The sequence below is a fragment of the Streptomyces sp. NPDC003300 genome (assembly GCF_040610915.1).
In the GTDB taxonomy this organism is placed as follows: domain Bacteria; phylum Actinomycetota; class Actinomycetes; order Streptomycetales; family Streptomycetaceae; genus Actinacidiphila.
Window position 1 is genome coordinate 60,645 of sequence record NZ_JBEXNE010000029.1, and the last position, 21,566, is coordinate 82,210.

Here is a 21,566-nt window from a genome sequence, read left to right on the forward strand (position 1 = left end):
CTCCCCTCCGCAGCCCCCTAGTAGCAAGGACTGGCCACGTCATGAACGTCGCGAGCGTCACCGAGATGTGGGACCGGCTGACGGGGACACAGCCCGATCCCTCGCGCTGGCTGATCGGCGCGACGGCGCTGCTCGCGCTGGCGGCCGTACTGCTGCGGCGGGTGTGGCACGTCACGCGCAACGCGGTGACGATCGCGCACGAGGGCGGTCACGGGCTGCTCGCGCTGCTGACCGGGCGGCGCCTGGAGGGCATACGCCTGCACTCGGACACCTCGGGCCTGACCGTCTCGCGCGGCAAGCCGCACGGCGTGGGCATGGTGCTGACGGCCGCCGCCGGGTACACCGCGCCGCCGCTGCTGGGTCTGGCGGGCGCGGGGCTGCTGGCATCCGGCCACATCACCGCGCTGCTGTGGGGCGCGACGGCGCTGCTGCTGGTCATGCTCGTGATGATCCGCAACGCGTACGGGGCGCTGACCGTGGTGGTCACCGGCGCGATCTTCCTGTTGGTGTCCTGGCTGACCAAGGCGCAGGTACAGGCGGCGTTCGCGTATCTGGTGGTGTGGTTCCTGCTGGTCGGCGGCGCGCGGCCGGTCGCCGAGCTGCAACGTACGCGGCGCCGTGAGCGCTCCGGCACCTCGGACGCGGACCAGCTCGCCCGGCTCACGCACACTCCGGCGGCCCTGTGGCTGCTCCTGTTCTACGCGGTCGCGATCTGCTCGCTGGTGGGCGGCGCCCGGTGGCTGCTCCTCCAATAACGCGGTGACGGCGGTGACGGGAGTGACGGGGAACACCCACCGTGACGGCCGTGGCGGCCCCGGCGGAGAGAACGGCCGGGGCAACGGGGGCAGACCGGCGCACAGACCCACGGCACTGGCCCCGCGCATGAGCCCGGCGCACGACCCCGGCGCATGTGGCCGAGAGTGACAGCACCTGTTTCCGGCAGATTTCGCCGCATTCGGCGTCCTATCTCCCTGTGCCTGAGCCACTACGCTTGGGCCCCATGAGCGACAGCACCGCGCAGACCGCCCTCTGGCCGGCCCCGACCGCGCCCCGCGCCGTGGACGCGACCGTCACGGTGCCCGGCTCGAAGTCGGTGACCAACCGCGCTCTGGTGCTCGCCGCGCACTCCACGGAACCCGGATGGGTGCGCCGTCCGCTGCGCAGCCGCGACACGGTCCTGATGGCCGACGCGCTGCGCGCCATGGGCGTGCAGATCGACGAGACGGTCAACCCGTCCGGCGGCGAGGCGTGGCGGATCATCCCCGCCGGGCTGCACGGCCCCGCCCGGATCGACGTCGGCAACGCGGGCACCGTGATGCGCTTCCTGCCGCCGGTCGCCGCGCTCGCCGACGGCCCGGTCCGCTTCGAGGGCGACGCGCGGGCGTACGAGCGTCCGCTGCACGGCGTGATCGACGCGCTGCGCGCGCTGGGGGCCAGGATCGACGACGAGGGCCGCGGCTCCCTGCCGCTGACCGTGAACGGCGCGGGCTCGCTGTCCGGCGGGAGCGTGTCCGTGGACGCGTCGTCGTCCTCGCAGTTCGTCAGCGCGCTGCTGCTGTCCGCGCCGCGCTTCAACCGGGGCCTCGAACTGCGGCACACCGGCCGCACCCTGCCGTCCCAGCCGCACATCCGGATGACCGTGGACATGCTGCGGAAGGCCGGCGCCAAGGTGGACGCCCCGCAGGACGGCGGCGCGCGCAATGTGTGGCGGGTGGCGCCGAGCGCGCTGCTCGGCCGGGACCTGACGGTGGAGCCCGACCTGTCCAACGCGGCGCCGTTCCTGGCCGCCGCGCTGATCACCGGCGGCCGGGTGACCATCCCGGACTGGCCGCGCCGCACCACCCAGCCGGGTGACGCGCTGCGCACGCTGTTCACCGCGATGGGCGGCTCGTACGAGCTGACCGAGCAGGGGCTGACCCTCAGCGGCACCGGCCGGGTGCTCGGCATCACCGCCGATCTGCACGAGGTCGGCGAGCTGACCCCGGTGATCGCGGCGGTCGCGGCGCTGGCCGAGGGCGAGAGCGTGCTGACCGGCATCGCGCATCTGCGGCTGCACGAGACCGACCGGCTGGCCGCGCTGGCCAAGGAGATCAACGAGCTGGGCGGTGACGTCACCGAGACCGAGGACGGCCTGCGCATCCGGCCGACCACCCTGCACGGCGGGGTCTTCCACACCTACGAGGACCACCGGCTGGCGACCGCCGCGGCCGTCCTGGGCCTGACCGTGGACGGCGTCCAGGTGGAGAACGTGGCGACGACCGCGAAGACCCTGCCCGAATTCCCCGAGCTGTGGACGGCGATGCTCGCGGGCCGCGCGCCCGCGCCGGGGATCTCCACGCCGGGCGCCGTCACCCCGGGCGCCGCCGCACCGGAGACGACCGAGACAGCGGAGACAACCGGCACGGCGGACCCGACGGATACGGCGGACGCGACGGACACAGCGGACACCACCGCACCGGGCCGGGGCTGAGGACCGCCGTGCGCCGCTACGGAAAGAACCCCGACGAGGACGACGTCAGAGTCCGCCCCAACGCCAAGGGCAACCGGCCGCGCAGCACGATCAGGCCCAAGCACGAGGACGCCGCCGAGGGCATGGTGCTGACCGTGGACCGCGGGCGGCTGACCGTGCTGGTCGACGACCGCGAGGTGGTCGCGATGAAGGCCCGCGAACTGGGCCGCAAGTCGATGGTGGTCGGCGACCGGGTCGCGGTCGTCGGCGACCTGTCGGGCGCGAAGGACACCCTGGCCCGGATCGTACGGATCGAGCCGCGCAAGTCGGTGCTGCGGCGGACGGCCGACGACGACGACCCGTTCGAGCGGGTGGTGGTCGCCAACGCCGACCAGCTCGCGATCGTCACGGCGCTGGCCGACCCCGAGCCGCGCCCCCGGATGATCGACCGCTGCCTGGTCGCGGCCTTCGACGCGGGCCTGAAGCCGCTGCTGGTGCTCACCAAGTCCGATCTGGCCCCGGCCGCGCCGCTGTTGGAGACGTACGGCGCGCTGGACCTGGCGTATGTGGTGACCAACAGGGACGACTTCCTGACCGGCGGGGTCGACCAGATCCGCGAGCGGCTGGCCGGGCATGTGACGGCCTTCGTCGGCCACAGCGGCGTCGGAAAGACCACGCTGGTCAACGCGCTGGTGGAGCGTCAGCGCACCACCGGCTCGGTGAACGCGGTGACCGGGCGCGGCCGGCACACCACCACCTCGGCGCTCGCGCTGCCGCTGCCGGGCGACACGGGATGGGTGATCGACACTCCGGGCGTACGGTCGTTCGGCCTGCACCACATCGATCCGTCGCGGGTCATCCACGCCTTCCCCGACCTGGAGCCGGGCACCGAGGAGTGCCCGCGCGGCTGCTCGCACGACGAGCCGGAGTGCGCGCTGGACGCGTGGGTCGCGGCGGGGCACGCCGAGCCCGCCCGGTTGGACTCGCTGCGGCGGCTGCTGGCCACCCGCGAGCGGCGCGAGGGAGACTGACGCGCTTTCGGCGACCGGAGGGGCGGTTTCCGGGCAGGCTGTGTGATGATCGACAGCGCACACAGGTTTCGGAGACGGAGTGGGAACGGGAGGCACCCGATGGCCTGGCTGCTCGTGGTGGTCGCAGGCATCCTTGAGACGGGGTTCGCGGTCTGCCTCAAGCTGTCGCACGGCTTCACCCGTATCTGGCCGACCATCGCCTTCGCCCTGTTCGCGCTGGGCTCCTTCGGTCTGCTGACGCTGTCGCTGAAGAAGCTGGACGTCGGCCCGGCGTACGCCGTCTGGACCGGCATCGGCGCGGCGGGCACCGCGATCTACGGCATGATCTTCCTCGGCGACGTCGTCTCCACGCTGAAGATCGTGTCCATCTCGTTGGTGATCGCGGGCGTCATCGGCCTCCAGATCTCCGGCTCGGCGCACTGACGGTTCACGGGCGGCGCCCGCGCGGACCGTGGCCCGCTACGGCTCCTCCCCCGTCGCGGGCCACGACAGCAGGCTGCGGACGAGCTGCGCCACCCGCAGACACGCCTCCTCGTCACTGGCGGCGGGCGCGATCACGTACGACAGGGTGAGCCGGATCGCCGCCTCGCAGGCCCATCCGATGTCCTGGGGCCGCAGCCGCGGGTAGCCGCGGACGAGCGCGTCGACCGTACGGGCCTTGAGGGATTCGACCAGGCCGCCCTCGGCGCCGGTGAGGGCTGCGGCGACCACCGGGCTGCGCCGGGCGGACCGCAGGGTCCAGCCCGCGGCGCCCGCGAAGCACTCCCCCGCGTCGGCGCCGACCCGGCCCGCGGCGGCCAACTCGCGGTCGACACCGGCCAGATAGCCCTCGGTCTCGCGCCGGGCGAGGGCGCGCGCGAGCCCTTCCTTGCTGCTGAACTCGTTGTAGAGGGTCTGCCGCGACACCCCGGCCGCCGCCGCGACCTCGACCATCCGTACGGCTTCCCAGGGCCGGTCGCCGAGCGCGGCGAACGCCGCGTCCAGGAGCGATTCCCGCGCTGTAGGCATCATTGCCTCCAAGGCGCCACGAGGTGTCCGCGCGATGGCGCGGACAGCGGCCGTGCGGAAAGAATTGACGCGCTGTCCTGGTCTGTCAAGGTTGCGCGCAGGGCGGAGATGACCGGGACCAGGCGAGATCGCTACTGTTCGGCTTATGCCCGAATTCAACGACGATCTGCGCCTGGCCCACGTGCTGGCCGATGCCGCCGACGCCGCGACCATGGCCCGCTTCAAGGCGCTCGACCTCAAGGTCGAGACCAAGCCCGACCTGACGCCGGTGAGCGAGGCGGACAAGGCGGCCGAGGAGCTGATCCGGGGCCAGTTGGCACGGGCGCGCCCGCGGGACGCGGTGCTCGGCGAGGAGTACGGCAGCCAGGGCGCGGGGCCGCGCCGCTGGGTGATCGACCCGATCGACGGCACCAAGAACTACGTGCGCGGCGTTCCGGTGTGGGCGACCCTGATCGCGCTGATGGTCCGCGGCGAGCAGGGCGACGAGAGCGTGGTCGGCGTGGTCTCCGCGCCCGCGCTCGGCCGCCGCTGGTGGGCGGCGAAGGGCGACGGCGCGTACACCGGCCGCAGCCTGTCGTCGGCGACCCGGCTGCACGTCTCGGGCGTGAGCCGGCTGGAGGACGCGTCCTTCGCGTACTCCTCGCTGAGCGGCTGGGAGGAGCGGGGGCGGCTCGACGGCTTCCTGCGCCTGTCGCGCGACGTCTGGCGCACCCGCGGCTACGGCGACTTCTGGCCGTACATGATGGTCGCCGAGGGTTCGGTGGACATCTGCGCGGAGCCCGAGCTGAGCACGTGGGACATGGCGGCCAACGACGTGATCGTGCGCGAGGCCGGTGGCCGCTTCACCTCGCTCGACGGCGAGCCGGGCCCCTTCGGCGGGAACGCGGCGGCCTCCAACGGCCTGCTGCACGAGGAGCTGCTGGGGTACGTGGGCGGTTCGGACGGCGTCGCCTAGCAGGTCGGAGCGGCGCGGCGCGAGCCGCGCGCGGCGGCGGGTCACCTCGCGGCGGGAGCTTCGCGCGCCCCCTTGCCGGTCCTCCGGGGGCGTGTGACTATGAAGGTGCCCCCGCTTGTGAACTTGTGAAACCGTTCACGCGAGCGTCTCCCGGCTCGCCGGACGGCGGTCCCGTGTGAGGGCTTCACACAAGGAGGTGCCCGTCCCATGCTGGTCCGCGACGCGATGAGCACGGTGGTACTCACCATCGGCCCCGCCCACACCCTCCGCCAGGCCGCCCAGTTGATGTCCGCCCGCCGAGTCGGCGCGGCCATAGTCCTCGACACCGACACCTGCGGTCTCGGCATCCTCACCGAGCGCGACGTCCTCGACGCGATCGGGGACGGTCTCAGCCCCGACCGCGAACTCGCCCACGCCCACACCACGACCGATGTCGTCTTCGCCGCCCCGCAGTGGACCCTCGACGAGGCCGCCGCCGCCATGCTGCACGGCGGTTTCCGTCACCTGGTCGTCCTTGAGGGCCGCGATCCGGTCGGCGTGGTCTCCGTCCGCGACATCATCCGCTGCTGGTCCGCGCAGCGGCCCGCGACGCCGTCCACGACACCGGCCACGACACCGGCCGGGACACCGGCCGCGACCGCCCTGACCAGCGCGTAACCGCTTTTCGGAACGGCCGGCACGCTCGGCTTCGGAACGGCACGCACGCGCCTTCGGTTCCGCACGCGGACGCGCAGAAGAGGCCGGAGCCCTTTGGCGTCCGGCCTCTTCGGCCAACGGCGAGCGACGGGTCAGGTGCGGAGGGCCTGGACCGCTGCCTCCAATCGCTTGCCGTAGTCGGGGTCCGCGCGGCGGAAGTTGTCGACGGCGCGCTCGACGACGTCCTCGCGGGAGACCTTGGCGATGAAGCCCGCCAGGTTGTCGATCAGCCGGGTCTTCTCGTCCTCGGACATGAGCCGGTACAAGGTGCCCGCCTGCCCGAAGTCGTCGTCCTCGGCGTGCGCGGGCGCGGCGGAGTACCGGGTCGCGCCGGACACCTCGACGGACTCCCACAGCGGGCGGCCGGTCTCGGCCGGACCGCCGAAGCTGTTCGGCTCGTAGTTCTTGGCACCCTGGTGGCGGCCGTCGTAGAGGGCGCCGTCCCTGCTGTGCGTCCGCGCCTCGGTGGCGTGCGGACGGTTGACCGGCAGGTGGTCGGCGTTGACGCCGACCCGGTAGCGGTGCGCGTCGCCGTACGCGAACAGGCGGCCCTGGAGCATCTTGTCCGGGGACGGGCCGATGCCGGGCACGAAGTGCGCGGGGCTGAAGACCGACTGCTCGACCTCGGCGAAGACGTTCTCCGGGTTGCGGTTCAGCTCCAGCCTGCCGATCTCGACCGGCGGGTAGTCCGCGTGCGGCCACACCTTGGTGAGGTCGAACGGGTTGAAGCGGTACGTGGCCGCGTCCGCCGCGGGCATGATCTGCACCTGCACGGTCCAGGACGGGAACGCGCCGCGCTCGATCGCCTCGCGCAGGTCGCGCTGGTGGGAGTCGGGGTCCATGCCCGAGACGCGCACGGCCTCCCCGGTGGCGAGGTTCCTGATCCCCTGGTCGGTCTTGAAGTGGTACTTGACCCAGAAGACCTCTCCGGCCTCGTTGTTCCACTGGTAGGTGTGCGAGCCGTAGCCGTTCATGTGCCGGTAGCTGGCCGGGATGCCGCGGTCGCCGAAGAGCCAGGTCACCTGGTGTGTCGACTCCGGGCTGAGCCCCCAGAAGTCCCAGACGTTGTCCGCCTCCTGGGAGCCGGTGTACGGGTCGCGCTTCTGGGTGTGGATGAAGTCGGGGAACTTCAGGGCGTCCTTGATGAAGAACACCGGGGTGTTGTTGCCGACGAGGTCGTAGTTGCCCTCCTCGGTGTAGAACTTCAGCGCGAAGCCGCGCGGGTCGCGGACGGCGTCGGCCGAGCCGAGGTTGCCCGCGACGGTGGAGAAGCGCAGGAACGTCTCGGTCCGCTTGCCGACCTCGGACAGGAACTTCGCCCGCGTCCAGCGCGAGACGTCCCGGGTCAGCGTGAAGGTGCCGTACGCACCGGCGCCCCGCGCGTGCACGACCCGCTCCGGGATGCGCTCGCGGTTGAAGTGCGCGAGCTTCTCCAGCAGGTGCTGGCTCTGGACGAGCACCGGGCCGCCGAGGCCCGCCGTCTCGCTGTTCTGGTTGTCCGCGACCGGCGCTCCGGCCTCCGTGGTCAGCGCACTCGTGGTCAGCGGACCCGTCTCCTGAACCGTCACGTGCTTCTCCTCCAGATCGTCCGGCCCCCCGGCATGCCCATCGGCTCGCGCCGGAGCCGATCCTACTCTGGACAATGTCTAAGTCAAGAAGAGAGCCAATAGAGGATGGGAGTCAGGAACAGACCCTTTCGATCCAGGTTGCCCCGCTGTTACCCTGGCTCGCATGAGCGACCTGCTGGAACGACTGCGCGAACGCGGCTGGCGGCTGACCGCCCAGCGGCGCGTGGTGGCGGAGGTCCTCGACGGCGACCATGTCCATCTCACCGCCGACGAGGTGCACGCGCGTGCCATCGCACGGCTGCCGGAGATCTCCCGCGCCACCGTGTACAACACGCTGGGCGAGATGGTGAGCATCGGCGAGATCATCGAGGTCGCCACCGACGGCCGCGCCAAGCGCTACGACCCCAACGCGCACCGGCCGCACCAGCACCTGGTCTGCTCCCGCTGCGGCACCATCCGCGACGTCCACCCGCACGGCGACCCGCTCGCGGCCCTCCCCCCGACCGAACGCTTCGGCTTCGCGGTCCAGGCGGCCGAGGTCACCTACCGGGGACTGTGCCCGGACTGCTCGTAGGCACGGTCCGCTCGCAGGCCCTGCCGCCGATCCGCTCGGCGGCCCTGCGTACGGCCGGTTCCGTACGGGTCCTGCCGACCCACAGGGTCTCCACCGGGACATCGGCAGGCACCCGGGCCAGCGCCTCGAACACCTCGCGCGCCACGCCCGGATCGGGGTCGGTCGCCAACGGGCCGAGCAGGCCGACCAGTTCGGCGGGCTTGGCCAGCCGCCCGATCGCGCGGGCGGCGGCCCTGCGCACCATCGGCGGCCAGTTCTCGGCATGATCGCGCTCGCGGGGTCCGAGCAGCCGCGTCAGCAGCGCCGCGTCGGAGGCGTCCCCGCACTCCCCGAGACCGGCTGCCAGTCCCGCGACGAGCCGGGGCGCGGTCGTCCTGCCGACCTTGCGGAGCTGCCTGCGGTAGACGTCGGCGGGCGGCTCCCCGCGCCGGTACAACTGCCAACGGGCCTGCGCCCGTACCATCCTGGCCCGGTCGGCCAGCGGCGCGACCAGCCGCGTGGCGGGCACGTCGCCGGGCAGCGCGGCCACCGCCAGCTCCCGTACGCCCGCGCCGCGCGCCCACATCAACCGGCCCGCCTGGTCGGGGTCGAGCTCCAGCAGCCGCTGTGCGCAGAGCCTGCGGCAGATCTGGTCGCGGTCGTGCAGCGCGGTCCGCAGCAGGTCGCCGCGGACGTAACTGCCGAGGTCCAGGGCGAGTTCGACGCCGAAGCGGCGGGCCAGCGGGTCGGAGTCGGCGGCCAGCGCCCGCACGGCGCGGCGGTGCGGAGGCTCGCTCAGCACCGCGCGGTACGAGGCGAGCAGCCCGCCCGCCCGGCGCCTGCCGCCCAGCCTGAGCAGCACGCGGACGGCAGCGGCCACCTCGTCCGGCGCGTTGCGGGCCACCAGGGCGGCGGTGGCGCGCTCGCTCACCTCCGGCACCCAGTCGACCGTCCGCAGGGCGAGCGCGGCCACGGCCAGCGGCCCGCCGCACCCGGCCAGGCTCTCGACGGCCCCGGCCCGCACCCGGCCGTCCTCGTCGAGCGAGGCCAGCAGCAGACGCAGCGGATCGACACCGGCGTGGCCGCCGGCGGCCCAGCGGTGGGCGCCGCCGCCGTGCCAGGGCCTGGCGTGCCGGTCGAGCAGCAGCAGGAGGTCCGCGGGAGCGTCGCCGAGCGCGGCGAGCGCGGCGGCCCTGTCGTACGGCGGTCCGTCCTCGACGACGGCGCGCAGGCCCGCGAGCAAGGTCACCGCGTCCTCGCGACGCCCGCCGAGCGCGGCCTCGCACCAGCGCTGCCAGCGTCCCGTGTCCACCACGGTGACACCCGCCTCGGATCGCCCTCGCCGCCTGCGCAGCAATCCCGCCTCCTCGCCCGTCGTACCCGACCAGGATCGCGCGCGAAGGTGCCGCGCCCAAGACGGTTCGGCGGGTCTTTGCCCGAATAAGAAGCCCGCACAAGGAGACTAAGAGAAAGCGCGCGGTGCCGCCGCGCGCGCAGCGCCCAGCGAACCGGCCCCGCAGCCCGGCCGACGACCGGTGTCGCACAGGAAGAAGGCCCGGAAGCCAATGGCTTCCGGGCCTTCTCTTTCCGTAGCGGGGACAGGATTTGAACCTGCGACCTCTGGGTTATGAGCCCAGCGAGCTACCGAGCTGCTCCACCCCGCGTCGTTGTGCCCTCACTGTAGACCAGCGTTCCTGACCAGCGCAAATCCATAGGCGGGCGGCCGTCGCAGCGGGTGGCCATTCCGGCTGAGGGGTGCCCCGCGCGGGGCGCCCCTCAGCCGGAAACGGTCAGGAACCGTACGGATGACCTGGTCAACCGCCGCTGACGACCGTCGGCTCACGCGGTCAGCTCGTGCTTGACCGCGGCGGTCAGCCGGGCCGCGCGCTCGGCGACCTCGGCGGGCCCGTAGGTGACCGCGCGGGAGCACCAGTGCTGCGCCTCGGCCAGCTCGCCGCGCCGGGCGGAGAGCAGCGCCATCCGCAGGGCGGCGCGGCCGTGCCCGGCGTCCGCGGCCCGCGTCCACCACATGGCGGCCTCGGGCTCGGCGCCCTCGCGGGCCAGCAGCAGCCCGAGGTTGAAGGCCCCGTTGCGGGAACCGGCCTCGGCGGCCTGCCGGTACCAGTGCGCCGCGTCCACCACGTCCCCGCGCTTGGCGGCGCACATGCCGAGCCGTACCTGGGCGCGGCGGTGCCCCTGCCGGGCGGCCCGCTCGTACCACTCCTCGGCCTCGACGCTGCCCGTGGCCTCCGCGCCCGCGTCGCCCTCGTCCCGCTCGCGCTGCCTGCGCTCCAGGAGCGCGCCGAGCCGGAAGGCGGCCTCCGGGCTGCCGCCGCCCGCGGCGCACCGCAGGTGCCGCTCGGCGGCGTGGTGGTCGCCGTCGCGCTGGAGCGCGATGGCCACCTGGAGGGCGGCCTCGGCGTGTCCGGCGGCGGCGGCCCGCTCGTACCAGGCGCGCGCGGTGTCGGCCTCCTCGCGCCCGGCGTGCAGGATGCCGAGGTTGAAGGCGGCGTCGATGCTGCCCGCCTCCGCGGCCTTGGAGAACCACGGCTCGGCGCCCATCGCGTCGCCGCGCTGGAGCAGCAGCACCGCCAGCGCGTTGGCGGCCTCGCGGTGCCCGGCGTACGCGGCCTTGCGGTACCACTGCTCGGCCTGCGCGTTGCGGCTCTGGCCCGCGCAGAGCAGGCCGAGGTTGTAGGCGCCGTTGATGTCGCCCGCGTCCAGGGCCGTGCGGTACCAGCGCTCGGCGGTCTGCGTCTCGCCCTCCTGGGCGTGCAGCGCGCCGAGCGCGTTGGCGGCCTGGCCGTCGCCCGCCTGGGCGGCGCGCCGCCACCAGGTGGCGGCCTGGTCGATGTCGCCCGCGTCGCGCAGCAGGAACGCCAGCGCGCAGGCGGCCCGCGCCTCGCCGTCCCTGGCGGCCGTCAGATACCAGCGGCCCGCCTCCGCCTGCTCGCCGCGCTCCTCCAGGAGCGTGCCCAGGCGCAGCGCGGCCCGCCGGTGGCGGCGCGCGGCGGCCTGCCGGTACCACTGCTCGGCCTCGTGGTTCTGGCCGCGCGCGGCGCATATCCGGGCGAGGCGGTACGCGGCCTCGCGGTGGCCGTGCTCGGCCGCGGCGCGGAACCAGCGCTCGGCGCCGCTCTCGCGCCGGTGGTCGAGCAGGTCGGCCAGCGCGTACGCGCCCAGCGTGTGGCCGGACTCGGCGGCCTGCCGCAGCCAGTACTCGGCCGCGGGCTCGTCGCCGCGCTCCCGGTAGTGCCGGCCCAGCGCGTGCGCGGCGGGCGCGGAGCCCGCCACGGCGGCGGTCCGCCACCAGTCGGCCGCCTCGTCGGCGTAACCGCGCTGGTGCAGCAGCAGGGCCAGGTTGTTGGCGGCGGCGCGGTCCCCGTGCGTGACGGCGGCGCGCAGGTACGGCTCCGCGCCGTCGAGGTCGCCGCGGCGCAGCAGCAGCGTGCCGAGCGCGCTCATGGCGTACGGGTCGCCGAGGTCGGCGGCGTGCCGGTGGCGCGCCTCGATCTCGGCCTCCTCGCGGAGTGCGAGTCCGTCCTCGTCGGTCGGTTCGGGAAGCCCGGGCAGGTCGTTGAGCCCGGCGGCCGGGGCCGGGGCCGCGACGGGCCCCAGGGACCGGGTGGCCACCGTCCCGGTGGACGCGGTGAGTTCGGCGGACGCGGGCTGCTCAGCCGACGGGCGCGGTGCGGGCAGCAGCGCGGTCGCGGTGACGGGCACGGTCGCGGACGCGGTCACGGGCGTCGAAGCCGACTCCTGGGCCAACCCTTCGGTCGACATGTCGACATCGCCCGTAGAACCACGCCGTTCGTGGATCTGACGAGTGTTCAGCAGTCTTGCACCATCCCCCATGAGGTCCATCGTCGCACCGTCCACTACCGCCGTACACCTGGTATACCGCAACCCGATTGGTCACTTCAGCGGTTTGTCGACTTCCCGACAAGGCGGCTTGCGAAACCCCGTTCACCGAACATCCCCCATATAAGTGAAGAGGGCCAAAGTCAGTTGACTTTGGCCCTCTTCGTACAGTAGCGGGGACAGGATTTGAACCTGCGACCTCTGGGTTATGAGCCCAGCGAGCTACCGAGCTGCTCCACCCCGCGTCGTTGTGTCCTCACCGTACCACGACGCGGAGTGTCACCCGATCAGCCCGCTTGTCGACCCATCAGGTCGATCGGCCCCGTCCTATGTCCCCTTGGCCGCCTTCTCCGCCTCCCGCGCCTGCTTCAGCGCCTCGGAGAGCTTCTTCTGCGCCTCGCCGTACGCCTGCCAGTCGCCCTTCTTCAGCGCCGCCTGACCGTCGTCGTACGCCTTCTGAGCGTCCGTCAGGGCCTGCTCCAGCGTCGCGTCGCCCGGTGGGCTGGTGGTCGGCGGGCTGGTCGTCGTCGGCGGCTGCGTGGTGTCGTCCGGCGGCGGCTTCGTCGTCGACTCGCCGTCGGGGCCGAACACCTCGTCCAGCGCGGCCTTCAACGTGGGCTGGAAGCCGATCCGGTCGCCGAAGAGCACCACCACGCTCTTCATCAGCGGGTAGTTGTTGCCCGCGCCGCGTACGTACACCGGCTCCACGTACATCAGCCCGCCGTCCATCGGCACGGTGAGCAGATTGCCGTACTCCACGGTGGTGTCCGCGCCCGCCCGTTTGAGCTGGTTGATCTGCGGCGCGACCTTGTTGTCGGAGTTGAGCTTGGCCTGCACCTGTTTGGGCCCGTCGACCGTGGTGTTCGGCGGCAGTTGCAGCACTCTGATCGTGCCGTAGTCCTTGCTGGACGCGTCGGCGTTCACCGCCATGAACGCGCTCAGGTTGGAGCGGTCGTTCGGCGTGAAGGTGGACGTCAGCGAGAACGCCTGCTCCGACTGGTCGGGCATCTTCAGACTCAGGTAGTACGGCGGCACCGCCTTGCCCGTCTGGGCGGCCGGGTCGTCCGGGACCTCCCACACCTCACTGCCGGTGTAGAAGGTGGACGCCTTGGTGACGTGGTACTTGGTGAGCAGTTGCCGCTGCACCTTGAACAGGTCCTGCGGGTAGCGCAGGTGGTCCATCAGCTCGGCGCTGATCTTGTCCTTCGGCTGCACCGTGTGCGGGAACGCCTTCATCCACGTCTTGAGCACCGGGTCCTGGGTGTCCCACTGGTAGAGCGTGACCTCACCGGTGTACGCGTTCACGGTCGCCTTGACCGAGTTGCGGATGTAGTTGACCTGATTCTGCTGCGCGATGACGGACCGCTGGTCGTCGGTGAGCGAGTCGGTCGTGGTGTCGCCGAGCGTGGTGCGCGACGCGTACGGATAGCCGTTGGTGGTGGTGTACGCGTCGACGATCCACTCCACCTGGCCGTTGACCACGGCCGGGTACGGGTCGCCGTCGATGGTCAGCCAGGGCGCGACCGACTCCACCCGCTCCTTGGGAGTGCGGTTGTAGAGGATCTTCGAGCCCTTGCCGATCGCCCCCGAGTACAGGATCTGCGGCTCGCCGAACTGCACCGCGTACGCCGCCCGCGTCAGCGGGTTGGACAGGTCCACGCCGCTCTTGCCGGTGTACGTGAACGGCTTCTCGCCGCCCGCGTCGGTGTAGTCGATCTCCTGGGTCGGACCGCCGACGATCGAGTACTGCGTCGTCCGCTCGCCGTAGTAGACCCGCTGCTCGTACGTGCCGAGCTGGCCGGTGGTCGGCAGGTCCTTCTCGGTGAAGGCCGGTGAGCCGTCGCTGGACACGTCGGTGCCCTTGGCGGCGACGATGCCGTAGCCGTGGGTGTACTTGAAGTGGTCGTTGATCCAGTTGTTCTCGGGGATGCCGTTGATGTTCAGCTCGCGCAGGCCGACGACCGTGTCCTGCTCCTTGCCCTTGGCGTCGCTGTAGCGGTCGACGTCGAGCGTGGAGGGGAAGGCGTAGTAGCCGCGCGTCTGCTGCAACTGCTGGTACGTGGGCGAGACCACGTTCGGGTCCAGCACGCGCACGCTCGCCGTGGTGTCCGCGTCGGCCCGCAGCTTTTCCGTACTGGACTCGCTGGTGCCGCTGTACGGCTTCACCTGGCTGTCCTTGATGCCGTACGCGGCCCGCGTGGCATCGATGTTCTTCTGGATGTACGGCGCTTCCTTGGCCGCCTCGTTCGGCTGCACCTGGAACTTCTGCACGATGGCCGGGTAGAGGCCGCCGATCAGGATCGCCGAGAGCACCATCAGGCCGAAGCCGATCATCGGCAGCGACCAGGTGCGGCGCCAGAGCGTCGCGAAGAACAGCAGCGCGCAGATCACCGCGATGCAGAACAGGATCGTTTTGGCGGGCAGATACGCGTTCGCGTCCACGTACCGCAGACCGGTCCAGTTGTCGGTGGCCTTGAAGCCGCTGGACTTCACCGCGAGGCCGTAGCGGTCCAGCCAGTAGGCGACCGCCTTGAGCGAGATGAAGATGCCCAGCAGGACCGACAGATGCCCGGTGGCGGCGGCCGTGGCCCGGCCGCCGGGCGAGGTGATCCGCAGCCCGCCGTACAGGTAGTGCACCAGGGCGGCGGCGACCAGCGAGAGCACCACGGCCGCGAAGCCGAAGCTCAGCAGGAAGCGGTACCAGGGCAGGTCGAAGGCGTAGAAGGACACGTCCTTGTGGAACTGCGGGTCCTTGACGTTGAACTTCGTGGCGTTCGTCCACAGCAGCCACAGCCGCCACTGCCCCGAGGCCGATCCGCCGGCGATGAGCCCGACCACCGCGCAGACCCCGAGGAGCACCCACTTCTTGTACGGCGCGAGACCCATCCGGTAGCGGTCGAGGCTCTGCTGCTCCAGCGACATCGCGCTGAGCGGCGGGCGGAGCCGGTGTGCCAGATAGATGTTCACGCCGACCGCTCCGGCCATCAGCAGGCCGAAGACGAAGAACAGACCGACCTTGGTCCAGAGCGTGGTGGTGAAGACCGACGAGTAGTGAACCGATCGGTACCAGAGCCAGTCGGTCCAGAATCCCGCGAAGATCACGAACGCGATCATCAGACCGGCGAGCACGCCGATCGTGATGAGCAACGTCCGGGTCCGCCGGGATGGGCGGCCGACTCTGATCCGTGGCCCCGACGATCCTCCGCCGCGGTCCGGCATCTCGAATACCAAGGTGCGCACCTCGAATTGTCCGTATTTCTGGGGTGTCCCGGGTCGGACTCCCACTGGTGCAACTTACCTACGCTTTGGCCGGTTCCCGATTCCGGCAAGGGAAGAGGCAGGATACTGACCATGTCCAACAATGCGACCGATGGTGCACCGCTCGCGGCGAGCCCGCTGACCCGTGCCGTACTGGAAATCGACGAGTACGCGTCCGGCCTCGGCTGGGACCGGCCCGCACGGCTGTTCGCCCTTGTCGACACCGCGCAGCTCCGTACGCAGGAACCCGGCCTCGCCGATCAACTCGGCCTGACCGAGACGAACGAGACGGGGTCGCTGACCCCGATCGAGCAGGACGAGCTGCCGTCCGGCACGGCGCTCGACGAGTTCCTGGCGACGATCGCGTGGCCCGAGGTGATCGCGGGCTGCGCGCTGACCGTGGAGCGGCTGATGCTGCCGCCCGCCGCCGAGGCGGCCATTCCCGAGGGCCTGGACGACGCCTCGCTGGCCACGTGGGTGGCGGCGCACCCGCAGCGCCAGGAGGTGCGGATGACGGTCGCGGTGCTGCGGGACGGCGCGCGGGAGTCGGCCGTACGGCTGCGGGCCAAGGACACGCCGACCGAGGTGCTGACCGGTTCCGATCTGGTGCCGGGTCTGGCAGAGGCGCTGTCGGCGACCTTCGAGGTCTGAGCGCCCGGTGGCGCCGCCGGGCTGAACCGACCTGAGCTGACCGGGTCTGAGCGGACCGGGACTGAGCCGGTCTCAGCTCTTGCAGCTCGGCAGCGCCGCGTCGTTGCCCGACTTGATGTCCTTCAGCGCCGCCAAGGCGTCGTCGAGGGTCTTCACCTTCACCAGGGTGAGGCCCGAGGGGATGCTCTTGGCGGCCTCTTCGCAGTTGTCGGCCGGGGTGAGGAAGAACTGCGCGCCCTTGTCGCGCGCGCCGATCGTCTTCAGGCTGATGCCGCCGATCGGTCCGACCTTGCCGTTGTCGTCGATCGTGCCGGTGCCCGCGACGAATTTGCCGCCGGTCAGGTCGTCGGGCGTCAGCTTGTCGATGATGCCGAGCGCGAACATCATGCCCGCGCTGGGTCCGCCGACGTCGGCGAGCTTGATGTCGATGGTGAACGGGTACAGGTGCTCGACGCCCGCCTGGATGCCGACCACGGCGCGCGACGGGCCGCCGTCGTCCGAGGCGCGGGTGGTGATGGTCACCTTCCGCGTGGTGTCCAGCTTCTTCTTCGCGTCGGCGGCCGGGATGATCGTGAAGACCACCTTCTCGCCCGGCTTGTGCTTGGTGACCAGGCCCGCGACCTGGTCGGCCTTGGTGATCGCGGTGCCGTCGACGGCCTTGATCACATCGCCCGCGTGCAGTTCGCCCTCGGACGCCCCGCCGCTGACGACGGCCGCCACGATCACCCGTGAGGGCACGGGGATCTTCAGCGAGGTCAGCGCCGCGTACTTGGCGCTGTCCTGTGACTGGCTGAACTCCTCGGCGTTCTGCTGGTCGGCCTCCTGGGCCGTCTGCCCCTTCGGGTACAGCGTGTCGTGCTCCACGACCTTGTCGTCCCGCCGCGCCCAGCCGAGCAGGGACTCCACCAGGTTCATGGAGTAGTCGGCGCCGGTGACCCGCACGGTGGTCATGTTGAGGTGACCCGACGTCGCGTACGTCTTGTGGCCGCCGATCTGGATGACCATTTCGCCGTCGTAGCTCCCGAGCGTGTTCACCGTCGGTCCCGGCGACATCTCCGAGTACGGTGCGGGAGCCAGCAGCGCGATGCACAGCAGCGCTATCAGCGTCAGTGTCGAGGCGAGCAGCGTCGCGGTGCGGCGTGGCATGGCACGACCCTACGGGAACCGCCGGACAACCGGCCCGCGGGGTGAGTCCGGACGGGTACGCGGCCGTGCGGCGCCTGTTCTGCCGTCCCGGTGCCCGGTCCTCAGACCGTCCCGGTGCCCGGTCCTCAGACCGTCCCGGTGCCCGGTCCTCAGACCGTCTCGGTGTCCGGCTTCTCCGCCGACTCGGCCTGCATGGCCTGCCGGAACCGCTCGTACCCGGCGAGCGACGCGCCGTCCCCGGTGGTGCGGGTGTGCGACGCCCAGCGTGCCCAGACCGCGGCGAACACCGCGGCGACCAGCGGAATGAGCAACCAAGCGAGTGCTGCCACGTCGAACTCCCGACCCCATGTACACCAAAACGGACGTATGAGCAGATTAACCGCTCTGTGCACCAACGGCCCGGTGGGGTACGGGGTTACGCCCCCGCGCGTCGCTCACGATCCGCCGGACAGGCCCTAGACGCCGACCCATTCCTCGGTGCCGTCGGTGAACGTCTGGTGCTTCCAGATCGGGACCTCGCTCTTGAGGTCGTCGATGAAGCGGCGGCTGGCCTCGAACGCCTCGCCGCGGTGCGGGCAGGAGACGGCGACGATCACCGCGATGTCGCCGACCCGCAGTTCACCCACCCGGTGGACGGCGGCCAGCGCGCGTACCGGGTAGTCGGCGGCGATCTTCTCGGCGATCCCGCGCAGTTCGGCCTCCGCGCTGGGGTGCGCCGAGTACGCCAGACCGGTGACCTCGGCGGCCGAACCGCCGTCGTGGTCGCGTACCGTCCCGACGAACAGCGCCGTGCCGCCGGCCGCGTCGTCGCCGACCGAGGCGAAGACCTCGTCCAGCGACAGCGGGGTGTCGCGGATCGCGAGCAGCCGGATCGGACCGTCGGCGGCCCGGGCGCGGTCGGCGGGGGCGGCGTGTTCGCCGTGCGTGGATGCCATGCGGCACATGCTGCCTCATATGCCCGCGATACGGAAAGCGGCTTCCACCGCCGCGGGGCGACGGACACGCCTTCGGATCTATCGGATCTAGAGGCCGCGCCGCTTGCGGGCCCTGCGCACCAGCGCCGCCGTACCGACCAGCGCGACCGTGGCGCCCGCCGCGCCCAGCGTCGTGGCGTCCTTGCGGCCGAGCCTGCGGCCCGCGAGCGAATTGCGGCCCTCGACCTCGGCGAGCAGCTCGGCCAGCACCTCCTCGTTGGACCACTGCGGGCGCCAGCCCGCCTCGTGCAGGCGGCTGCCGCTGACCACCCACGGGTGCATCGTGTACGCGAGGTCCCCCGCGGGCGACGGGGTCAGGCCGAGGCGGTGCAGCCGGGCGGCGGCGCCGAAGGCGATGGCCGCGGGCAGCTCCATGCGCCGGATTCCGGTCAGCTCCTCGATCTCCTCCTGCTCCAGCCAGCCGTCGCAGCCCACCGCCATCTCGCCGTCGACCTTCTCCAGGACGGCGTACTCCAGCGCCGACACCAGGTCCTCGACGTGGCAGAACTGCCAGCACGGCCTGCTGCCCGCCACCACCAGCAGCCGCGGCGACTCGAAGTAGCGGGTCAGCGCGGTGTCCGTGCCGCCGACCAGGACGGCCGGGCGCAGAACCGTCACATTGAGGCCGGGGTGGGCGCGCGGGGCACGGCGGCCGAGCCGTTCGATCTCCAGCAGGTCGTCCACGAAGCTGGCCTCCGAGGTGGCCCGCAGCGGGGCGTCCTCGGCGAGCGGCACGTCGTTGTCGGCCTGGGCGCCGTAGACCATCGCCGAGGTGCACAGCACCACACGGTGCACGCCCGCGGCAGCGGCGGCGGTCAGTACGGTCTGCGTACCGCGCACATTGAACGCGGACCGCGCCTTGGCGTCGGATTCCAGGTCCAGGTCGAGCGCGAGGTGGACGACGACGTCCGCGCCGCGCAATTTGTCGGCGATGACCGGGTCCCGCACGTCGAGCACCCGCCAGGTCGCACCGGGCACGTCACCGCGCCGTTCGTCGATCGCCACGACCTTCTTGACCTGGTCGGATTCCACGAGCCTGAGCGCCAGCTGGCGGCCCACGCCGGACGCGGCGCCGGTGATCGCGACCACCGGTCCGGACGCGGCCCTGCCCGCGCTCCGCTCTGGGCGAACGTGTCCTTCTGGGGAACTCACCGGGTGTCTCCCACGGTTGTTTCAAGTACGGGTGCGGCTGGCGCACGCCATCGGCGTGACGTCGGTACGCAGCCATCCTGCCTGACACGTGTCTAGGCTGGAGGTACTGCCCGTACACCGAGCCCGACACAACCCCAGCCCATCACAACACAGAGCCGAGGAATCCCGTGAGTGACAACCCATTCGGATTCGGCGTCCCTCCCGAGGAGCCCGAGGACGGGGACGACGGCCGGAAGAACAAGGGCGAAGGGGGCCAGGGCGGAGCGCCGAACCCGTTCGGCTTCGGTGGCGTCGGCGGCGGCGCCGCCGGCGACAACCCGTTCGCGGCGATGTTCGGCTCGCTCAACCCCAACGACCTGGGGGCCGCCTTCCAGCAGCTCGGCCAGATGCTGTCCTACGACGGCGGCCCGGTGAACTGGGACATGGCCAAGGACATCGCCCGCCAGACGGTCGCCCAGGGCACCCAGGACGGCGTCAAGGACGCGACCGTCGGCCGCGCCGACCGCTCGTGGGTCGAGGAGGCCGTACGGCTGGCGGATCTGTGGCTGGACAGCGCCACCTCGCTGCCGTCCGGGTCCGGCTCAGCGGTGGCCTGGAGCCGCGCGGAGTGGGTCGAGGCGACGCTTCCGGTGTGGAAGGAACTGGTCGACCCGGTCGCCGAGCGCGTCGCCGGGGCGATGGGCGATGTGCTGCCCGAGGAGATGCAGGCCATGTCCGGCCCGCTGATCGGGATGATGCGCTCGATGGGCGGCGCGATGTTCGGCTCCCAGATCGGGCAGGCGCTCGGCACCCTGGCCGGTGAGGTCGTCGGCTCCACCGATGTCGGCCTTCCCCTGGGCCCGGCGGGCAAGGCCGCGCTGCTCCCCGCGAATGTGACCGCCTTCGGCGAGGGCCTGGGCGTCCCGCAGGAGGAGGTGCGGCTCTACCTGGCGCTGCGCGAGAGCGCCCACCAGCGGCTCTTCGCGCACGTGCCGTGGCTGCGCGCGCATCTGTTCGGCGCCGTGGAGGGTTACGCGCGCGGGATCAAGGTCGACACCGCGCGGCTGGAGGAGGCGGTGGGGCAGCTCGACCCCTCGCAGCCCGAGCAGCTTCAGGAAGCGCTTCAGCAGGGCATGTTCCAGCCCGAGGACACCCCGGCGCAGAAGGCGGCGCTGGCACGGCTGGAGACGGCCCTCGCGCTCGTCGAGGGCTGGGTGGACGCGGTCGTGCACGAGGCCGCCGCCCCGCACCTGCCGTCCGCGGGCGCGCTGCGCGAGACGCTGCGCCGCCGCCGCGCCACCGGCGGTCCCGCCGAGCAGACCTTCGCCACCCTGATCGGTCTTGAGCTGCGGCCCCGCAGGCTGCGGGACGCCTCCCGGCTGTGGGCCTCGCTGACCGACGCCCGCGGTGTCGACGGCCGCGACGGCCTGTGGGCGCACCCCGACATGCTGCCGACCGCCGCCGACCTGGACGACCCGGACGGCTTCGTGCACAGCGAGGGCGTCGACTTCTCCGAGCTGGACAAGATGCTCGGCGAGGCCGCGAGCGGCGGCGACCGCAAGCCCGAGGCGCCCGGCGACGCGGCCGACAAGGGCGAGAACCCCGACGAGGACGGCGACTCCGGCAAGTGAGCCTTCTGCACGCGGACGCGGTCGGCGTCCTGGAGCGGTGGAGTGCGCCCGACGAGGGGCAGGAGCGGCTGCGCGAGGAGTATCTGGCGCACCTGGCGGCGTATCCCGACGGCATGTGGAAGGCGTGCGCCGACGGGCACATCACGGCGAGCGCGCTGGTGGTCGACCCGCCGCGCGAGCGCGCCCTGCTGACGCTGCACGCCAAGCTGCGCCTGTGGCTCCAGACCGGCGGCCACTGCGAGCCGCAGGACACCACCCTGGCCGGGGCGGCGCTGCGGGAGAGCGCGGAGGAGTCCGGGATCGCCGGTCTCGGCCTGCTGCGGCCCGAGCCGGTGGCTCTGGACCGGCACCGTACGCCCTGCGCGTGGCATCTGGACGTGCAGTACGCGGTCGTCGCCCCCGAGGGCGCCGTCGAGGCGATCAGCGACGAGTCGCTGGATCTGCGCTGGTTCGGCTACGACGAGGTCGCGGCGGTCGCCGACAGCTCCGTACAGGCGCTGCTGGGCCGGATACGCGCGCTGACGCGGAGCGCCTGACACTGGCCGGAAAGAGGTGGGCGGGAAGGGGGCCACCGGACCGGCGGCCGAGCTGCCCGGCGCCAACACCAGCAGCACCCACCACCACAACAATCGCGAATGCTAGGCGGACCTCGAC

General features: G+C 72.0%; 19 protein-coding genes and 2 tRNA genes. 10 read left to right on the top strand and 11 right to left on the bottom strand.

The features are described 5' to 3' along the window. The first annotated feature begins 41 nt into the window (after positions 1–41). The 4 genes from ABZX65_RS30900 (at position 42) to ABZX65_RS30915 (ending at position 3,903) form a co-directional block, all read left to right on the top strand. On the top strand, positions 42–755 hold the full coding sequence (locus ABZX65_RS30900; protein WP_355347350.1) for a M50 family metallopeptidase: 714 nt from the start codon (positions 42–44) through the stop codon (positions 753–755). Between the two features lie 245 nt (positions 756–1,000). Beyond that, positions 1,001–2,470, top strand: a complete 1,470-nt coding sequence (aroA, locus tag ABZX65_RS30905) for a 3-phosphoshikimate 1-carboxyvinyltransferase (protein WP_355347353.1) — start codon at positions 1,001–1,003, stop codon at positions 2,468–2,470. 8 nt (positions 2,471–2,478) lie between these two features. Continuing rightward, positions 2,479–3,480: a ribosome small subunit-dependent GTPase A gene (gene rsgA, locus ABZX65_RS30910; protein WP_355347356.1), complete on the top strand. Its 1,002-nt coding sequence runs from the start codon at positions 2,479–2,481 to the stop codon at positions 3,478–3,480. Positions 3,481–3,579: 99 nt separating this feature from the next. Next, complete coding sequence (locus ABZX65_RS30915; RefSeq protein ID WP_355347359.1) at positions 3,580–3,903, top strand: multidrug efflux SMR transporter; 324 nt, start codon at positions 3,580–3,582, stop codon at positions 3,901–3,903. 36 nt (positions 3,904–3,939) lie between these two features. Here the strand turns inward: ABZX65_RS30915 and ABZX65_RS30920 are convergent, their stop codons facing one another. Then, entirely contained in the window at positions 3,940–4,488 is a 549-nt protein-coding gene (locus ABZX65_RS30920; RefSeq protein ID WP_355347362.1) for a TetR family transcriptional regulator, read from the bottom strand. A 145-nt stretch (positions 4,489–4,633) separates the two neighbouring features. Between ABZX65_RS30920 and hisN the strand changes: the two genes are divergently transcribed. Then, entirely contained in the window at positions 4,634–5,443 is an 810-nt protein-coding gene (hisN, locus tag ABZX65_RS30925; RefSeq protein WP_355347365.1) for a histidinol-phosphatase, read from the top strand. A gap of 207 nt (positions 5,444–5,650) precedes the next feature. After that, positions 5,651–6,100 (top strand): CBS domain-containing protein, encoded by a 450-nt coding sequence (locus ABZX65_RS30930; protein ID WP_355347368.1) that lies wholly within the window; start codon positions 5,651–5,653, stop codon positions 6,098–6,100. Between the two features lie 131 nt (positions 6,101–6,231). Here the strand turns inward: ABZX65_RS30930 and ABZX65_RS30935 are convergent, their stop codons facing one another. Beyond that, the gene (locus tag ABZX65_RS30935) at positions 6,232–7,683 is read right to left on the bottom strand and encodes a catalase (protein ID WP_355347428.1); all 1,452 of its coding nucleotides are present in this window, start codon (positions 7,681–7,683) and stop codon (positions 6,232–6,234) included. 187 nt (positions 7,684–7,870) lie between these two features. Here ABZX65_RS30935 and ABZX65_RS30940 point away from each other — a divergent pair, with 187 nt between their 5' ends. Further along, complete coding sequence (locus tag ABZX65_RS30940; protein ID WP_355347371.1) at positions 7,871–8,281, top strand: Fur family transcriptional regulator; 411 nt, start codon at positions 7,871–7,873, stop codon at positions 8,279–8,281. Here the strand turns inward: ABZX65_RS30940 and ABZX65_RS30945 are convergent. From ABZX65_RS30945 to ABZX65_RS30965, 5 genes are all read right to left on the bottom strand, one after another. Next, positions 8,247–9,575, bottom strand: coding sequence for a HEAT repeat domain-containing protein (locus ABZX65_RS30945; RefSeq protein ID WP_355347374.1), 1,329 nt, complete (start codon positions 9,573–9,575; stop codon positions 8,247–8,249). The two genes, ABZX65_RS30940 and ABZX65_RS30945, sit on opposite strands and share 35 nt — an antisense overlap. A gap of 275 nt (positions 9,576–9,850) precedes the next feature. Further along, positions 9,851–9,924: transfer RNA gene (locus ABZX65_RS30950), tRNA-Met, on the bottom strand. Between the two features lie 175 nt (positions 9,925–10,099). Further along, positions 10,100–12,043, bottom strand: a complete 1,944-nt coding sequence (locus ABZX65_RS30955; protein ID WP_355347377.1) for a tetratricopeptide repeat protein — start codon at positions 12,041–12,043, stop codon at positions 10,100–10,102. A gap of 249 nt (positions 12,044–12,292) precedes the next feature. Further along, positions 12,293–12,366: transfer RNA gene (locus ABZX65_RS30960), tRNA-Met, on the bottom strand. Between the two features lie 82 nt (positions 12,367–12,448). Next, the gene (locus ABZX65_RS30965) at positions 12,449–15,340 is read right to left on the bottom strand and encodes a UPF0182 family protein (protein ID WP_355347431.1); all 2,892 of its coding nucleotides are present in this window, start codon (positions 15,338–15,340) and stop codon (positions 12,449–12,451) included. 132 nt (positions 15,341–15,472) lie between these two features. Here ABZX65_RS30965 and ABZX65_RS30970 point away from each other — a divergent pair, with 132 nt between their 5' ends. Then, positions 15,473–16,030, top strand: coding sequence for a PPA1309 family protein (locus tag ABZX65_RS30970; RefSeq protein ID WP_355347380.1), 558 nt, complete (start codon positions 15,473–15,475; stop codon positions 16,028–16,030). Between the two features lie 72 nt (positions 16,031–16,102). On the opposite strand, the gene ABZX65_RS30975 is transcribed toward ABZX65_RS30970, so the two are convergent. The 4 genes from ABZX65_RS30975 to ABZX65_RS30990 form a co-directional block, all read right to left on the bottom strand. Further along, positions 16,103–17,176: a S16 family serine protease gene (locus ABZX65_RS30975; protein WP_355347383.1), complete on the bottom strand. Its 1,074-nt coding sequence runs from the start codon at positions 17,174–17,176 to the stop codon at positions 16,103–16,105. Between the two features lie 149 nt (positions 17,177–17,325). Further along, the gene (locus ABZX65_RS30980) at positions 17,326–17,505 is read right to left on the bottom strand and encodes a hypothetical protein (protein ID WP_355347386.1); all 180 of its coding nucleotides are present in this window, start codon (positions 17,503–17,505) and stop codon (positions 17,326–17,328) included. Positions 17,506–17,631: 126 nt separating this feature from the next. Further along, complete coding sequence (locus tag ABZX65_RS30985; protein WP_355347389.1) at positions 17,632–18,111, bottom strand: molybdenum cofactor biosynthesis protein MoaE; 480 nt, start codon at positions 18,109–18,111, stop codon at positions 17,632–17,634. Positions 18,112–18,198: 87 nt separating this feature from the next. After that, a complete protein-coding gene (locus ABZX65_RS30990) occupies positions 18,199–19,302 on the bottom strand; it encodes an SDR family oxidoreductase (protein WP_355347392.1) in 1,104 nt (367 codons plus the stop codon). Positions 19,303–19,469: 167 nt separating this feature from the next. On the opposite strand from ABZX65_RS30990, the gene ABZX65_RS30995 reads away from it, so the two are divergent. Together ABZX65_RS30995 and ABZX65_RS31000 are read left to right on the top strand one after the other, a co-directional pair. Beyond that, complete coding sequence (locus ABZX65_RS30995; protein ID WP_355347395.1) at positions 19,470–20,912, top strand: zinc-dependent metalloprotease; 1,443 nt, start codon at positions 19,470–19,472, stop codon at positions 20,910–20,912. Next, a complete protein-coding gene (locus ABZX65_RS31000; RefSeq protein WP_355347398.1) occupies positions 20,909–21,448 on the top strand; it encodes an NUDIX hydrolase in 540 nt (179 codons plus the stop codon). Before ABZX65_RS30995 ends, ABZX65_RS31000 begins: the two co-directional genes overlap by 4 nt. Positions 21,449–21,566: the final 118 nt, after the last annotated feature.

Excerpts from the sequence above, each read along its gene's own strand:
- ABZX65_RS30900 (WP_355347350.1), top strand. The coding sequence starts at position 42 with ATGAACGTCGCGAGCGTCACCGAGATGTGGGACCGGCTGACGGGGACA.
- aroA (WP_355347353.1), top strand. The coding sequence starts at position 1,001 with ATGAGCGACAGCACCGCGCAGACCGCCCTCTGGCCGGCCCCGACCGCG.
- ABZX65_RS30915 (WP_355347359.1), top strand. The coding sequence starts at position 3,580 with ATGGCCTGGCTGCTCGTGGTGGTCGCAGGCATCCTTGAGACGGGGTTC.
- ABZX65_RS30920 (WP_355347362.1), bottom strand. The coding sequence starts at position 4,488 with ATGCCTACAGCGCGGGAATCGCTCCTGGACGCGGCGTTCGCCGCGCTC.
- hisN (WP_355347365.1), top strand. The coding sequence starts at position 4,634 with ATGCCCGAATTCAACGACGATCTGCGCCTGGCCCACGTGCTGGCCGAT.
- ABZX65_RS30930 (WP_355347368.1), top strand. The coding sequence starts at position 5,651 with ATGCTGGTCCGCGACGCGATGAGCACGGTGGTACTCACCATCGGCCCC.
- ABZX65_RS30940 (WP_355347371.1), top strand. The coding sequence starts at position 7,871 with ATGAGCGACCTGCTGGAACGACTGCGCGAACGCGGCTGGCGGCTGACC.
- ABZX65_RS30955 (WP_355347377.1), bottom strand. The coding sequence starts at position 12,043 with ATGTCGACCGAAGGGTTGGCCCAGGAGTCGGCTTCGACGCCCGTGACC.
- ABZX65_RS30965 (WP_355347431.1), bottom strand. The coding sequence starts at position 15,340 with ATGCCGGACCGCGGCGGAGGATCGTCGGGGCCACGGATCAGAGTCGGC.
- ABZX65_RS30970 (WP_355347380.1), top strand. The coding sequence starts at position 15,473 with ATGTCCAACAATGCGACCGATGGTGCACCGCTCGCGGCGAGCCCGCTG.
- ABZX65_RS30975 (WP_355347383.1), bottom strand. The coding sequence starts at position 17,176 with ATGCCACGCCGCACCGCGACGCTGCTCGCCTCGACACTGACGCTGATA.
- ABZX65_RS30985 (WP_355347389.1), bottom strand. The coding sequence starts at position 18,111 with ATGGCATCCACGCACGGCGAACACGCCGCCCCCGCCGACCGCGCCCGG.